Below are 14,761 nucleotides of genomic sequence, written 5' to 3' on the forward strand. Positions count from 1 at the left end.
AGTTTTTCATTGAAGTGCTTTTGGAGACTTTGGACGCCCATCGCCCTGGTGATACGGGAATCGGGATCGCGTAACCTTCAAGTCCCGTGAGGAACGACGACGAACGCCTGCGGCCGGTCGACCTGGCCCGCCTCGCGGGGATCTCGACGCAGCAGGTCCGCAACTACGAGGAGGCGGGGATCCTGCCCCCGGCCGCGCGCACGGCGTCCGGCTACCGGACCTTCACCGGTGTGCACCGCCGGGCGCTGCTGACCTATCGCGCACTGCGGCGCGGCTACGGGCCGGTGACGGCGGCGGGGATCATGCGTGCCGTGCACGCCGGTGCCGTCCCGGCCGCGCTCGCCCTGGTCGACGCCGCGCACGCCGCGCTGCACCAGGAGCGGGCGGCGCTGCGGGCGACGAGCGAGGCCCTGGAGACGCTGGCCGGGGCGCCCCCGGCCGAGCTGCCGCGTTCCGGGCTGCGTATCGGCGAGGTGGCCGCGCTGCTCGGGGTGCGGACGTCGGCGCTGCGAGTGTGGGAGGCGGCCGGACTGATCACGCCGGAACGGGAGCGGGGCACGAGGTACCGCGTCTACCGCCCCGTCGACGTCCGCGACACCCGCCTGATCCACACCCTGCGCCGCAGCCACTACCTCCTCGGCCAGATCCGCCCGGTCCTGGACGGCCTGCGCCGCGAAGGCAGCAGCGAGGCCCTGCGGGCGGCGATCGCGACGCGGGGTGAGGCGCTGACGGCCCGCACCCGGGCCATGCTGTCCGGCGCCGGCCGCCTGGACGACTACCTGGAGTGCACCGGAGAGTGAGAGCCATGGATCTCTTGGACGAGGCGACGGCCCGTATCTGGCTCGCCACCGCCGTCGCCGAGGCGCGTGCCGGGCTCGGCGAAGGGGGCATCCCCATCGGCGCCGCCCTCTACGGCCCCGACGGGGCCCTCCTCGGGCGCGGGCACAACCGGCGGGTGCAGGACGGCGACCCGTCCACGCACGCGGAGACGGCGGCCTTCCGGGCGGCGGGGCGGCAGCGGTCGTATCGGGGTACGACCATGGTGACCACGCTGTCGCCGTGCTGGTACTGCTCAGGGCTGGTGCGGCAGTTCGGGATCTCGCGGGTGGTGATCGGGGAGGCGGTCACCTTCTGCGGCGGGCACGACTGGCTGGCCGAGCACGGTGTGCGGATCGTGCTCCTGGACGACCCCGAGTGCATCGGGATGATGCGCGACTTCATCAAGGACCATCCGGCACTGTGGAACGAGGACATTGGTGACATCGGTGACATCGGTAAGTGAGCCACGTAAGCCACGCATCCCCACGATCGACCTCAGGCCCTGGCTCGACGGCGACGCCGAGGCGCGCGGGGCGATCGCCCGCACCGTCGACGAGGCCCTCCAGACCGCCGGCTTCCTCCTGGTCACCGGGCACGGTGTCGACCCGGCCCTGCGCGCCCGGATCCGGGAGGTGGCCCGTGTCTTCTTCACCCTCCCGCCGGACGTCAAGCAGCCCTACGCCGTGAAGGTCGGCGACCGCGGCTGGCTCGGCCCCGGGGCGGAGGCCAACGGCTACTCGGAGGGCACCGAGACCCCGCCGGACCTGAAGGAGTCCCTGAGCTTCGCGACGCACGAGCCCTTCGACGACCCGGCGACCAACGCCGAGTGGTGCGCGCCGAACGTGTGGCCCGCCGAGGTGCCCGAGCTGCGGGCGCTGGTCGAGGAGTACCTGACGCGGATGGCCGAGCTGGAGAAGACGCTGCTGTCCCTGCTCGGTGAGGCCCTGGGCCTGGAACCGGACTTCTTCTCACGGCACATGGACCATCCGACGTACGGCTTCAACATCAACTGGTACCCGGGTACCGAGGTCGTCGGGGAACCGGAACCCGGCCAGTTCCGCATCGGGCCGCACACCGACTTCGGGACGGTGACGATCCTCGACCGGCAGGCGGGCAAGGGCGGGTTGCAGGTCTACACGGACGACGGCGGGTGGGAGGACGCGCCGTACGATCCGGACGCCTTCACCATCAACATCGGGGACCTGATGGCCCGTTGGACCGGCGGCCGGTGGCGGTCGGGCCGGCATCGCGTGCTGCCGCCGCCCGCCGACGCGCCGGCCGAGGAGCTGATGTCCCTCGTCTACTTCGGCGAGTGCACGCCGGGGACGCGGGTCGAGTCGGTACCGGCGCCCGTCGGCCGGGTGGCGTACGAGCCGGTCGACTCGCATGTGTACCTGCGGGAGAAGCTGGATTCGATCACGGTGGACTGATCGCGCTCGGCTGATCGTCGCGAACCGTTTCTGAGCAAGGGTTGCCTCGTTGGGCGGGATACCACCCTTTCGGGTGTGTCCCCCGCCGCGAATGGAGCCGCCTGTGCGAATGACTGACATCCAGCGCTGCGAGGTCCGGCCCGGACGTCTCGTGGAATGGACGCTCAGCCCGTCGACCGTCGCGACGGCGACAGGGCTGCCCGAGGACTCGCGGCCGCCGGCGTACATCCAGGAGTCGCACATCAGGACCGCCCGGTCCGTACGCGAGGACGGCCTGTTCGTGCCGACCTGGCTCGGCACCGCCTTCGACATCCCGGGCCGGGCCGACCTCGACGCGCTTCAGGAGGCGCTGCGCGGCTGGACACTGCGGCACGAGACGCTGCGCAGCGGCTTCCGCTGGTCCGGGGAGTCCGGCGACGAGATGCGCCGGTTCACGCTCGACGCCGACGCCGTGTCCCTGCGGCGCGTGGACGTCGGCGACTTCACCGACCCGGCTGAGCTGGTCGGGTACCTCCAGGACCGGTTCGACGCCACGGCGGACGCGTTGCGCTGGCCCAACCTGATCTACGCGGCCGTCGTCCGGGACGACTCCACCAGCGTGTACATGGCCTTCGACCACAGCAATGTCGACGGCCACTCCATCCACCGCATCCCCGGCGAGATCCACGAGCTCTACGCGGCGCGCGTCGCGGGCCGGGCGATGGAGCTCGGGCCGGTCAGCAGCTACGTCGACTTCTGCGAGATCGAGCGGACGGACGCCGACCGGATCGACGACAGCCACGACATCGTCGCCCGCTGGCGGGAGTTCGTCGGCCGCTGCGACGGCAGGCTGCCGAACTTCCCCATCGACCTCGGCCTGGACCCCGACGCCGGGCTGCCCACCCAGAGTCTCCTGCGCGAGGAGCTCGCGGACCGGGACACCGCCGCCGCCTTCGAGGCGTACTGCCGCCCCTACGGCGGCAGCGCGGTCGGCATCCTGGCCGCCACCGCCCTCATCGTCCACGAGATCGGCGGCGAGCCCGTCTACCGCACCGTCGTGCCCTTCCACACCCGGGTGAAGTCCCGCTGGTCGGACTCCGTGGGCTGGTACGTGGGCGGCGCCCCCATCGAGATCCCCATGACCGAGGCCCGCGACCTGCCCAGCGCCCTGCGGACGGTACGCGCCACGCTGCACGCCAACCGGCACATGGCCCGCATGCCGCTGGCCCGGGTGCTGCGCCTGCTCGGCGCGGACTTCCGCCCCACCTCCCCCGACCTGTACTCGATCGTCTCCTACGTCGACGCCCGCGGCGTCCCCGGATCCGGGCGCTGGGCCGAGCAGAAGGCGTACGGGCTGATCCGGGTGTCGTACGGCGACCAGGTGTGCGCCTGGGTCACCCGCCTCCATGAGGGCCTGTGGTTCGCGAGCCGCTACCCGGACACGGACGTCGCGGGCAAGAACATGCGGCTGTACATGGAGCGGCTGCGGGACGTCATCGCGTCGACGGTCACGGGCCCGGTTCAAGTACTTCGATAAGCCGCTCGAAGCGTGCCCGCCACCGCTGCTCCGACTCCTCCCCGCGCTGGAACTCATGGGTGAAGCGCAGGGCGCTGCCCTCGTCCCCGTCGCGCTCCAGATGGAACCTGAGCCGACCGCCGCCCTCCAGGGTGTACTCGGCGATCCGCTCCACGTCCCATGCGGTGACCCGCCCGGAGCCGATGTCACGCAGCGTGACCGCTCCGCCGAGCCGGGGTTCCAGGACGTCGGCCGGCGTCAACCACGCCGCGAGCCCCTCCTGGGTGGCCAGGGCCGGCCAGACCGTCTCCATGGGCCGGGGAAGCCGCACGAGGAAGTGCAGGATGTGCGTGTTCCCGTGGGCCTGGCTGGTGCCCTGTTCGATGGAACCGCTCATAGCACCAGCCTGACTCCGCCGGGGACGATCCGCACCCCTTACGCCCGCTGACCTGCCTTGTCGACGACAGGGCCTAGACCCCGGCGTACGAGTGCTTGCCGGAGACGAAGATGTTGACGCCGTAGTAGTTGAACAGCCAGCAGCCGAATGCGATGAGGGCGAGGTAGGCGGCCTTGCGGCCCTTCCAGCCGGCCGTGGCGCGGGCGTGCAGGTAGCAGGCGTAGGCGACCCAGGTGATGAAGGACCAGGTCTCCTTGGGGTCCCAGCCCCAGTAGCGGCCCCAGGCGTCGCCCGCCCAGATCGCGCCCGCGATGATCGTGAAGGTCCACAGCGGGAAGACGGCGGCGTTGACGCGGTACGAGAACTTGTCGAGGGACGCCGAGGCGGGCAGCCGGTCCAGGACGGAGTTCGCGAAGCGGCCCGGCGTGCCGCCGTTCGCCAGCTTGTTCTCGTACGAGTCCTTGAACAGGTAGAGCAGCGTGGAGACGGCACCCACGTAGAACACCGCGCCGCAGAAGATCGCCGTGGAGACGTGGATGTACAGCCAGTACGAGTGAAGGGCGGGAACCAACTGGTCGCTGGCGGTGTACAAGACAGTGACGGCGAGGCCGAGGTCCAGGAGGACCGTGGTGATCAGGAACAGCCCGAGCCAGCGCACGTTCTTCTTCAGCGCGAGCAGCGAGAGGTACACGCCGACGGCGACCGTGGAGAAGGTGATGTTGAACTCGTACATGTTGCCCCACGGCGCCCGCTGCACCGACAGGGCCCGCGCGAGCACACCGCCGAACTCGATCAGGAAGGCGAGGACGGTGAGGGAGATGGCGATACGCCCGTAGAGGTCGCCCTGCGCGTCCCCGCCGTGCGCCCCGGGCCCGTCCGGCACGTCCCGCTGCCCGGCCGTGGCCCGCACGACGACCTTCGGCCGCTCCAGTACGGCCGTGGAGCCGCCCTTCTTCACGGTGACGGCCGGCGCGGCGGCCTTGCCGGCCTTCGCCGGGGTGAGCGCGGCGGCCGTGCGGCCGACCTTGCTGCGGCTGCCGAGGAGCCACTCGGCGATGTACGCGAAGAAGGCCAGCGTGTAGACGGCCATCGACGAGTAGATCAGCGTGTTGCTGATGTTCGCGAGGTTTTCGTTGGTGGCGGCGGCCAGCTCGGTCGCGGCGGCGAGAGTCACTTGGTCTCAGCCCCTTCGGCGGGTGCGACTTGGGGGTCGGGGGTGGGGGTGTCGTCGGTGGAGTCGTCGTCGGGGTCGGGCGTGCCCGGCGCCTGCTCGTACAGGACCCCGGCGAGGTCGCCGAGTTCCTCCGGCACCTTGGCGGACTCGCTGCGGCCGAGGCCGGCCATCTCGACGACGGTGACGCCGTCGGGGCCCGTGGTGGCCCGCACCCACACGCGGCGGCGCTGGATGAAGAGGGAGGCGGCGAGGCCGAGGATCGCGGCGACGGAACCGGCGAGCGCCCAGCCGCTGGCGGGCTGGCGGGCGACCTGGAAGCCGGCCCACTCCTTGATCTCCTTCTCGAAGGTGATCGAGCCGGCGCCGTTCGGGAGCTTCATGGTCTCGCCGGGCTTGAGGTTCTCCCGGAGCTGCTCGCCCTTGGCGTTCTTGAACCCCGTCAGGTTCCTCTTGTTCAGCTGGTACACGCTCTGCGGGATGCCCGAGTTGACGCCGAGTTCGCCGTGGTAGGCCTCCAGGTTCAGCACCGGGTTCAGCAGGGCCGGGAACTGCGAGACCACGGCGGTGCCGGCGCCGCCGTACGACGGCAGGAAGAAGGCCTGGAAGCCGAGCTGGTCCCACTTCCCCTTGGCGTCGGTGTAGCCGTCCATGACCTTGATGGCGCCGGTGGAGGTGACGTTGCCGTCGAGCGGGAGGAGGGGGACGGCGTCGTGGTAGACGACGTTGCCCCTGCCGTCGCGGACCGTGATGACGGGGGCGTAGCCGTGGCTGACGAGGTAGACCTTCGAGTCGCCGATCTCCAGCGGCTCGTTGACCTTGACGGTGGCCTTCTCGTCCTTGCCGTAGGCGCCCACGCTGTAGGTGATGTCGGCCTGGTAGGTGCGCGGGGTGCCGCGGTTGGGGCCGGTCACCTCGTAGGTGCCCTTGAAGTTCTTCAGGGTGAAGCTGAACGGGTCGAGGTCGTCCTGGCTGAAGAGGCTGCCGGACTTGAAGTCGTCGTACTGGGTGAGGGTGTTGGAGAACCCGTCGCCCTCGACGGTCAGCTTGTTGCCCTCGGACTTGAAGAGCTGGCCCCAGGCGAAGGCGATCAGCATCACGATCAGCGCGATGTGGAAGAGGAGGTTGCCGACCTCCCGCAGATAGCCCTTCTCGGCGGCGACGGCGTCACCGGAGGGGTGAGCGCGGAAGCGGCGCTTCTTCAGCAGGGCGAGCGCGGCCTCGCGGACCTGCTCGGGCTCGGCCTCGGTGCGCCAGGTGGTGTAGGCGGGCAGCCGGGTCAGGCGCTTCGGGGCGGCCGGTGGGCGGCCGCGCAGCTGGCCGACGAACTGCCAGGTGCGCGGGACGATGCAGCCGATGAGGGAGACGAACAGCAGGATGTAGATCGCGGAGAACCACACCGAGCTGTAGACGTTGAAGAGGCCGAGCTTGTCGTAGATCGGCGCGAGCGTCTCGTGCGCCTGGCGGAACTCGGCGACCTTCGTCTCGTCGATACCGGTCTGCGGGATGAGCGAGCCGGGGATCGCGCCGAGCGACAGCAGCAGGAGAAGCAGCAGCGCCACCCGCATCGAGGTGAGCTGCCGCCAGAACCAGCGGGCCCAGCCGATGAGGCCGAGGGAGGGCGGGCTGGAGATCTCCTCGGCGGGGGCGGTGGAGAGCTGGGAGCCGGCGGCGCCCAGGTCCTCGTCAGCGGGGGCCGGGGCGGCCTTGTCGGTCGTGTTGCTCATCGATCAGATCCCCACAGTGAAGCCGCTGGACCAGACCTGCATCTCCTGCACGATGCGGTCCCACGCGCCGGTCAGCAGCAGCACACCGGTCGCGATCATCATGGTGCCGCCGATGCGCATCACCCAGACATAGTGGCGCTTGACCCAGGCGAAGGCGCCGAGGGCCTTGCGGAAGGCTACGGCAGCGAGCACGAAGGGGACGCCGAGACCGAGGCAGTAGGCGACGGTGAGTACGGCGCCGCGGCCCGCGCTGCCCTCGTGGGCCGCGAGGATCGTCACGGAGGAGAGAGTGGGACCCAGACAGGGCGTCCAGCCGATACCGAAGAGGGCGCCCAGCAGGGGGGCACCGGCCAGCCCGGTGGTCGGCTTGGTGTGGAAGCGGAACTCGCGCTGGGTGAGCCAGGGCATCAGGCCCATGAAGAAGAGGCCCATGACGACCATGAGGACGCCGAGGACCTTCGTCAGGACGTCCTTGTTCTCCTGCAGGTTGGCGCCCCAGTAGCCGAACAGCGCCCCGCCGGAGACGAACACGGCGGTGAAGCCGAGCACGAACAGGGAGGCACCGGCGACCATCCGGCCGCGCCGGGCGTCGGCCAGGTCGGTGCCGCTGACTCCGGTGACGTAGGACAGATAGCCGGGCACGAGCGGCAGGACGCACGGGGAGAAGAAGGAGACGAGGCCGGCGAGCAGAGCGATCGGCAGCGCGATCAGCAGGGCGCCGTTCAGCACGGTGTCGTTGTAGCTCGCGGCCTCGGCGAGCGTGGACGGTGCGCTCACGTCACTTCTCCGCGAGGACGGGCTTGATCATGCCGCGCAGTGTCTCCTCGCTGAGGGGGGTCAGCGCACGCGCGGCGATCCTTCCCTCCCGGTCGATGACGAGCGTGGAGGGGATCGCCTGCGGGTTGAGCGTGCCCTTCTCGAAGCGGAGCATCTGCTTGCCCGTGGGGTCGTACAGGCTCGGGTAGGTGACCCCGTACTCCTTCTCGAAGGCCTTCGCGGGAGTGGTGCTGGTGTCCCGGGTGTTGATGCCGACGAACTCGACACCCTGGTCCTTGACGTCCTCGTAGACGGTCTGGAAGTTCTTCGCCTCGGCCCGGCACGGCGGGCACCACGATCCCCAGACGTTGATGACGAGGATCTTGCCCTTGTAGTCGGCGGTGCTGAGCTGCTTGCCGTCGATGGTCTCGCCGGACAGCTCCGGCGCCTCGGCGCGCTTGCCCTGCGCGACCGAGTCGATGCCGTTGCCGCCGGCGACGAAGTTGGTGTCGCCGCCCCCACCGGACGTACCGCCCGAACTGCACGCGGACAGGGTCAGCGCGGCAACGGCGGCGCTGGTGACGGCGAGCAGGGCGGTACGGCTACTGGCGCGACGGGCGGCACTCATGTGAAAAGTTTCGCATGTCCGTTCCGGGGATCTTGCGCACCCCCCTCCCGGGCGTAAACCCGCATTTCAGGCAGCGTTTTGAGTGCCCGTGGCGGAGCCGGTGGAGGGGCTCGTGGAACCGCCCTTCAGGAAAGCCTTCCAGCCACCGGCGGGCGCCTGGCCGACGTCCAGGGTGCGCAGCTTGTCGAGAACGTCCGGCTTCTGTACGTCCATCCAGTCCACGAACTGCCGGAAGGAGACGAGCCGGATGTCGGCACCCTTCTCCTTCTCCCGCGCGATGTGCTTGAGGGCTTCCTCGACGGCGTCCATGTATATGCCGCCGTTCCACTGCTCGAAGTGGTTGCCGACGAAGAAGGGGGCGCGGTTTGTCTCGTATGCCCGCTTGAATCCCTGGATGTACGCCTGCGCCGACTGCTCGCGCCAGGCCGGGTAGTTGTGGCTGGGCGCGTTCGTCGAGTTGATCGACTGGTTGGCGAGCATGTTGTAGTCCATGGACAGGACCTCGAACGAACGTCCGGGGAAAGGTATCTGCTGCAACGGCAGATCCCACAGCCCCTGCTTCTTCGTCGGCCACACCTGACGCCCGCCCGGCGAGGAGGCGTCGTACCGCCAGCCGAGCTCACGGGCGGTGGGCAGCAGGTTGTCCTGGCCGAGGAGGCAGGGCGTACGGCCGCCGACGAGTTCCTTGTCGTAGTCGAACGGCAGGGAGGGCAGGTCGGTCCACCCGGTGTTGGTCCGCCACTCCTTGACGAAGGCCTTGGCCTGCTCGATCTCGCTGCGCCAGTGCTTCGGCGTCCAGTGGGCGACCGAGCCGGAGCCTTCCCCGCAGAAGTGCCCGTTGAAGTGGGTGCCTATCTCATGCCCCTCGAGCCAGGCGCGACGCACGCCCTTGAGCGTCTCCTTGATGTGGTCGTCGGTGAGGTAGCCGATGTCGGAGGCGCCGCGTGCGTTGTTCGGGGGGTCGTAGAGCCGCTTCTTCGACTCGGGGAGCAGATAGAGCCCCGAGAGGAAGAAGGTCATGTGGGCTTCGTGCTCCTTGGCGAGGTCGAGGAAGCGCGGGAAGAGGCCGTTGCCGACCTCGCCGGCGCCGTCCCAGGAGAAGACGACGAACTGCGGCGGCTCCTGGCCGGGCTCCAGCGGCTCGGGCCTGCCGGGCTGGTGGGGCTGCTTGCCGGTGTGGGAGGTGGAGCCGTCACCTATGGGACGGGCGCGGTTGGCCTGCGTTCCGGGCTCGTTGCCCTCGCCGCCGGAGGAACCTCCGCCCTGGTTCGACCCGTCTGACGCGGTGAGGGCGCCGCATCCGGAGAGTCCGACGGCGGCGGCCGTACCCACACCGAGCCCGATAAGTCCCCTTCGGCTGAAGTTGCGCATTACTGCCCCGTCCGTCGTGTTTCTCTGGGTGGTCACCCAGTCAGAGGGCACGACGAACGGGGAGGTTCCTCCTGATCACGGAGGATTGGCAACAAATGTCACAGACATGTACTGAGCGCCCCGAAGGGGCGCGGGCTGTATCGATATGCGGCTCCGCCGCGTGGGCGCGACCAGCCCCCACCGGGCCTGCAGATGCATCACGGCGCTCCCGGCGGCGCGTCTACGCTCCGAAGGCCTTGTCCTTCCCCTTCACCGGCTTTGCACCGGCGCGGAGATGGGCGGGCACGAGATCGATGGCGGGCTCGGAGTACCCGACGGACACGATCCGGTCACCCTGGTAGGTGAAGGTCGTCAGGGACGCGAGCGTGCACTGCCGCTTGCGCGGGTCGTGCCACAGCCGCCGCTTCTCGACATAGCTGCGCACGATCCAGATCGGCAGCTGATGACTGACCAGTACGGCCTCGTGCCCACGCGCCGCGTCCTTGGCGGAGTCGAGGGCGCCCATCATGCGGATGACCTGGTCGACGTACGGCTCACCCCAGGACGGCCTGAAGGGGTTGACGAGATGCTTCCAGTTCTCCGGCCGCTTCAGGGCGCCGTCCCCCACTCCGAAGGTCTTGCCCTGGAAGACGTTGTCGGCCTCGATGAGCCGTTCGTCGGTCGCGAGGTCCAGTCCGTGCGTCTTGGCGATCGGTGTCGCGGTCTCCTGCGCCCGCTCCAGCGGCGAGGAGCAGACGTACGTGATGTCACGGGTGGCGAGATGCTCGGCGACCCGGTCGGCCATCTGCCGCCCGAGGTCGGAGAGGTGGTAGCCCGCCAGACGGCCGTAGAGGATCCCGTCCGGGTTGGCGACCTCGCCGTGCCGCATGACATGTACGACGGTGACGTCGCTGTCGCTCTTGTGGACGCCGTCGCCCTTGTTGCTGTCGGTGCTCATGCCGCCGTGGCCTCCGCCGCCGCTCGGGCCGCCGCCGGGAGGGCGTCGGCGATCCGCTGGACGGCCTGCTCGTCGTGTGCCGTGGAAACGAACCAGGACTCGAAGGACGAGGGCGGCAGATAGACGCCCTGCGCCAGCATCGAGTGGAAGAAGGCGGTGAAGCGGAAGGACTCCTGCCGCTTGGCGTCCTCGTAGTTGCGGACCTCTCGGTCCGTGAAGAAGACGGAGAACATGTTGGAGGCGTTCTGCAGCCGGTGCGCGACGCCTTCCTTGGTGAGGGCCTCGGTGACGAGGGACTGGATGGTCTCCGACACCGTGTCGACCTTGTCGTACGCGGCGTCGTCGAGCAGCCGGAGCTGGGCGAGGCCGGCGGCGGTGGCGATCGGGTTACCGGAGAGGGTGCCGGCCTGGTAGACGGGCCCGGCGGGCGCGAGGTGGGCCATGACGTCGGCGCGGCCACCGAAGGCGGCGGCCGGGAAGCCGCCTCCCATCACCTTGCCGAAGGTCATGAGGTCCGGCTTGACCCCGTCGATGCCGTACCACCCGGCGCGACTGGTCCGGAACCCGGTCATGACCTCGTCGGAGATGTACAGGGCGCCGTTCTTCCGGCAGGCGTCCTTCAGCCCCTCGTTGAAGCCGGGCTGCGGCGGGACGACGCCCATGTTGCCCGGCGAGGCCTCGGTGATGACGCAGGCGATCTCACCGGGGTAGCGGTGGAAGGCCTCGTGCACGGACTCGAGGTCGTTGTAGGGGAGGACGATGGTGTCGCCGGCCTGGGCGCCGGTGACACCCGGGGTGTCGGGAAGAGCGAAGGTGGCGACGCCCGACCCGGCCGCGGCGAGCAGCGAATCGACATGTCCGTGATAACACCCGGCGAACTTGATCACCTTCGACCGCTGGGTGAACCCGCGGGCGAGCCGGATGGCGGACATGGTGGCCTCGGTGCCGCTGGAGACCAGCCGCACCTGCTCGAGCGGGTCGATCCGGTCGACCATCTCCTCGGCGAGCGCGACCTCACCCTCCCCCGGCGTACCGAAGGACGTGCCGCGCGAGACGGCGTCCTGGACGGCGGCGATGACCTCCGGGTGGGAGTGCCCGAGGATCATGGGCCCCCACGAGCAGACGAGGTCGACGTACTCGCGCCCGTCGGCGTCGGTCAGGTACGGACCGGCGCCGGACACCATGAACCGGGGCGTACCGCCCACGGCGCGGAAAGCGCGCACCGGGGAGTTCACGCCGCCGGGCGTAACGGCGGCCGCACGGTCGAACAGAGCCTGCGAGGCAGGCGCATCGTACGGATAGGGCGTTCCTGAAGAGGGCGCTTCGCTCATGACCTGCGACTACTCCGACCTTCTCTGACCTTCTCCGATGATCTCGGACTCCGGTTCCCAGTGACCTCCTCAGGGTAGGCCAGCGGGCGGCGAGGGCAGCGGGCCACCGCTGACCCGACGCCCGGGCTCCCGTGCGCCTCCGCCCTTCCGTCCGCCCCCCTCCGCTCTTCCGCACCCCCTCCCCCCATCCCCTCCACTCCCCTTCACCCCCGCCCCCCGTCGGCGATCTGCGAGACTGGACGTGATACTCACAGCTCATGCGGGGTGTGATGGACAGGGACTGAAAAGATCCTGCGGACAGGTGTTTCAGCGCACGTTTCGGCGGGCGGCCGTGGGGGAGGTCACTGACACGATGATCGGGTTGCGCGGCGGGGACCACGCGTCCTAGAAAAGCAGTCGGGTGGAGATATGCATCGCGGTGGCGGACTGGGCGAGGGGACTGATGACCTGGGTCCTCGACGTGCCCGGCGGGGAAGGCACCGGCGCGACGCGGAGGATTCGAACGAAGCACGTCACGAACACGTAGTACCGGATATGCCTATGCCGGGTGTTCCCAATGAGTCAGAGCGGGCCGACCGACGCAGTGATCGGGATCGGCTGAGGGTGAGCAGGAATGGTGGTCGGGTGGGGGTGACGTACAAGTACTTCGGCGCGCCCGACGGCGCGACCGCGGCCCGGGTCCCGATCTCGATGCGCCCCGAGGAACTCGGCGGCGACGAGCTCGGCATGAACGGCATGTTCACCAAGATCAAGCCGGAGACGATGGCCGCGATGGTCCTGACGGGCATCGAGGGCGTCCCCCTGCACAAGGTCCCACCGCTGGAGCTGGTCGTCCTGCACCCCGACTACGCGGTGGTCAAGCTGCCGATGACGGTGGTGGACCCGCTGCGGGGCATAGGAGAGGAAGCGGTCGGCGCGGCCGCGTTCATCTGGTCGACGGTTCCGGACCGGGGTGGGCCCCGGGACGCGTTCAACGTCTATCAACTGCTGCACGAGTGGCAGGACTTCAGCCATCGGTTGCATGAGGCTGGGCATCAGCCGTATTGCCTTGTGTGGCCCTGAGCTGGGGTTTCACTGAATTCGGGCGGGGTTCTACGACCCCGCCCTCGTCATGTGCGGGGTGGGGCCGGCAGGCCTCGGCACAGCCGGCGTCGCAGACCCGTGCCGCGCAGGAGGCCGCCGCCACGCAGGAGATGAGAGTGCAGTCGGACGTCCCGGAGCAGGGGCCGCGTGGCCTGGTCGGGCGGATGGAACGCCACCAGGTGGCGATCTACCTCGGCGCGATGGCCGTCGGAGGGCTGCTGGGGTGGTCGGCCCCGGACGCCGGCCCCGGCCTGGAGCACGCCATCAACCCCGTCCTCGGCGCGCTGCTGTTCGTCACGTTCCTCCAGGTCCCGGCCGCGGAGCTGTTCCGCTCCCTGCGCGACGGGCGGTTCCTGTCCGCCGCGCTCGTGGTGAACTTCGTGGTCGCGCCGCTGGTCGTCGCCGCGATGTTCGCGTTCCTGCCCGCCGACCAGGCCGTCCGGGTCGGGGTCCTGCTGGTGCTGCTGTGCCCCTGCGTGGACTACGTGATCGTCTTCTGCGGGCTGGCCGGCGGTTCGAGCCGACGTCTGCTGGCCGCCACCCCGCTCCTGCTGGTGGCGCAGATGCTGCTGCTGCCGGGGTTCCTGTACCTGGTCATGGGCTCCGGCCTGGCCGAGATCGTGGACGTGGGTCCGTTCCTGGAGGCCTTCGCCGTCCTGATCGTCGTCCCGCTCGTGCTGGCCTGGGCCCTGCAGGGGTGGGCGGCGCGCCGCCCGGCCGGACAGCGGGTGGCCGACGCCGCGACCAGCACGATGGTGCCGCTGATGGCCGCGACCCTGCTGACGGTGGTCGCCTCCCAGGTGCCCAAGCTCGGCGACAGCCTCACCGATGTCGCCGCCGTCATCCCGTTCTACGCGGCTTTCCTCGTGATCATGGCGTTCGCCGGGAAGGCCGTCGCCCGGCTGTTCCGCCTCGACGCCTCGGCCGGGCGGGCGATCGTCTTCACCGGCGCCACCCGCAACTCGCTGGTCGTGCTGCCCCTGGCCCTGGCCTTGCCCGACACCTTGGCCGTCGCCGCGGTCGTCGTGGTGACGCAGACCCTCGTCGAAGTCCTCGGCATGGTCGCGTACGTCCGCCTCGTCCCCCGCATGATGCCCGCCACGGAACCGGCCGAGGCGCAGCCCGCCGGACACTGACCAGCCGCGACGCCGGGATGGAGCGGTCGGCCGCGCCGGTGCCTGCCGCCCGCTCACGCACCCAGAGCGGCGCGCACCGCCTTGGCCCTCTCCTCCGTGAACACACCGCTGTCCAGCAGCTACAGAACGGACAGCACCCGGCCCGAGGAACCCCAGCTGCCCTCCTCGATCACCCGGAAGTTGACCCACCAGCTCGGTGACGGCCGCTCCATCCCGCAGGCCGCCGCCAGCGCGGCCAGCACCCGCTCGATGACCTCGGCCCGGACCCCCGGCTGCCAGGCGGCGTCCATGACCGCCACGTCGATCACCATCACGTCGAGCCCCTGCCCGGCGTCCGCCAGCAGCCGTCCGCCGATGGCCATCATGTCGGGCTCCCGCTCCACGAAGTGCACCTGGAATCCGACCCGCGCGGCCGGCGCGAGCCGGCCGACCTCGGGTACATGACGGTCGTTATGGACGAGAGCAGGCTACTCCGGTTCT

At 69.9% G+C, this 14,761-nt stretch carries 15 protein-coding genes; 6 read left to right on the forward strand and 9 right to left on the reverse strand.

Annotated features, from left to right (window positions below; all coding sequences use genetic code 11):
• Positions 1–86: 86 nt before the first annotated feature.
• From IF78_RS0123045 to IF78_RS0123060, 4 genes are all read left to right on the forward strand, one after another.
• Positions 87–800 carry a MerR family transcriptional regulator gene (locus IF78_RS0123045; protein WP_031478081.1) on the forward strand — a complete coding sequence of 238 codons (714 nt, stop codon included), beginning with the start codon at positions 87–89 and terminating at the stop codon, positions 798–800.
• A gap of 5 nt (positions 801–805) precedes the next feature.
• Positions 806–1,282, forward strand: a complete 477-nt coding sequence (locus tag IF78_RS0123050; protein WP_031478083.1) for a nucleoside deaminase — start codon at positions 806–808, stop codon at positions 1,280–1,282.
• Positions 1,266–2,249 carry an isopenicillin N synthase family dioxygenase gene (locus IF78_RS0123055; protein WP_031478085.1) on the forward strand — a complete coding sequence of 328 codons (984 nt, stop codon included), beginning with the start codon at positions 1,266–1,268 and terminating at the stop codon, positions 2,247–2,249. Before IF78_RS0123050 ends, IF78_RS0123055 begins: the two co-directional genes overlap by 17 nt.
• 103 nt (positions 2,250–2,352) lie before the next feature.
• Positions 2,353–3,765, forward strand: a complete 1,413-nt coding sequence (locus tag IF78_RS0123060) for a condensation domain-containing protein (protein WP_031478086.1) — start codon at positions 2,353–2,355, stop codon at positions 3,763–3,765.
• Here the strand turns inward: IF78_RS0123060 and IF78_RS0123065 are convergent.
• The 8 genes from IF78_RS0123065 to hemL all read right to left on the reverse strand — a co-directional run bounded on the left by IF78_RS0123065 (position 3,737) and on the right by hemL (position 12,062).
• Positions 3,737–4,141 (reverse strand): SRPBCC domain-containing protein, encoded by a 405-nt coding sequence (locus IF78_RS0123065; RefSeq protein WP_031478087.1) that lies wholly within the window; start codon positions 4,139–4,141, stop codon positions 3,737–3,739. The genes IF78_RS0123060 and IF78_RS0123065 overlap by 29 nt on opposite strands.
• Positions 4,142–4,214: 73 nt before the next feature.
• A complete protein-coding gene (ccsB, locus tag IF78_RS0123070; RefSeq protein WP_031478088.1) occupies positions 4,215–5,315 on the reverse strand; it encodes a c-type cytochrome biogenesis protein CcsB in 1,101 nt (366 codons plus the stop codon).
• A complete protein-coding gene (gene resB, locus IF78_RS0123075) occupies positions 5,312–7,039 on the reverse strand; it encodes a cytochrome c biogenesis protein ResB (protein WP_031478089.1) in 1,728 nt (575 codons plus the stop codon). The genes ccsB and resB overlap by 4 nt, the downstream gene beginning before the upstream one ends.
• A gap of 3 nt (positions 7,040–7,042) precedes the next feature.
• Positions 7,043–7,816, reverse strand: a complete 774-nt coding sequence (locus IF78_RS0123080) for a cytochrome c biogenesis CcdA family protein (protein ID WP_031478091.1) — start codon at positions 7,814–7,816, stop codon at positions 7,043–7,045.
• A 1-nt stretch (position 7,817) separates the two neighbouring features.
• Positions 7,818–8,423: a TlpA family protein disulfide reductase gene (locus tag IF78_RS0123085; protein WP_031478093.1), complete on the reverse strand. Its 606-nt coding sequence runs from the start codon at positions 8,421–8,423 to the stop codon at positions 7,818–7,820.
• A 66-nt stretch (positions 8,424–8,489) separates the two neighbouring features.
• Positions 8,490–9,794 (reverse strand): polysaccharide deacetylase family protein, encoded by a 1,305-nt coding sequence (locus IF78_RS0123090; RefSeq protein ID WP_031478095.1) that lies wholly within the window; start codon positions 9,792–9,794, stop codon positions 8,490–8,492.
• Between the two features lie 220 nt (positions 9,795–10,014).
• Positions 10,015–10,731: a histidine phosphatase family protein gene (locus IF78_RS0123095; RefSeq protein ID WP_031478096.1), complete on the reverse strand. Its 717-nt coding sequence runs from the start codon at positions 10,729–10,731 to the stop codon at positions 10,015–10,017.
• Entirely contained in the window at positions 10,728–12,062 is a 1,335-nt protein-coding gene (hemL, locus tag IF78_RS0123100) for a glutamate-1-semialdehyde 2,1-aminomutase (RefSeq protein ID WP_031478098.1), read from the reverse strand. The genes IF78_RS0123095 and hemL overlap by 4 nt, the downstream gene beginning before the upstream one ends.
• Before the next feature lie 624 nt (positions 12,063–12,686).
• Between hemL and IF78_RS0123115 the strand changes: the two genes are divergently transcribed.
• Complete coding sequence (locus IF78_RS0123115) at positions 12,687–13,124, forward strand: hypothetical protein (protein ID WP_003974483.1); 438 nt, start codon at positions 12,687–12,689, stop codon at positions 13,122–13,124.
• Positions 13,125–13,309: 185 nt separating this feature from the next.
• A complete protein-coding gene (locus IF78_RS0123120) occupies positions 13,310–14,281 on the forward strand; it encodes an arsenic resistance protein (protein ID WP_031478100.1) in 972 nt (323 codons plus the stop codon).
• 119 nt (positions 14,282–14,400) lie between these two features.
• On the opposite strand, the gene IF78_RS43800 is transcribed toward IF78_RS0123120, so the two are convergent.
• Positions 14,401–14,664, reverse strand: a complete 264-nt coding sequence (locus tag IF78_RS43800) for a hypothetical protein (RefSeq protein ID WP_234439748.1) — start codon at positions 14,662–14,664, stop codon at positions 14,401–14,403.
• Positions 14,665–14,761 lie beyond the last annotated feature (97 nt).

This window comes from Streptomyces bicolor, from assembly GCF_000719285.1.
GTDB classification, from domain to species: domain Bacteria; phylum Actinomycetota; class Actinomycetes; order Streptomycetales; family Streptomycetaceae; genus Streptomyces; species Streptomyces bicolor.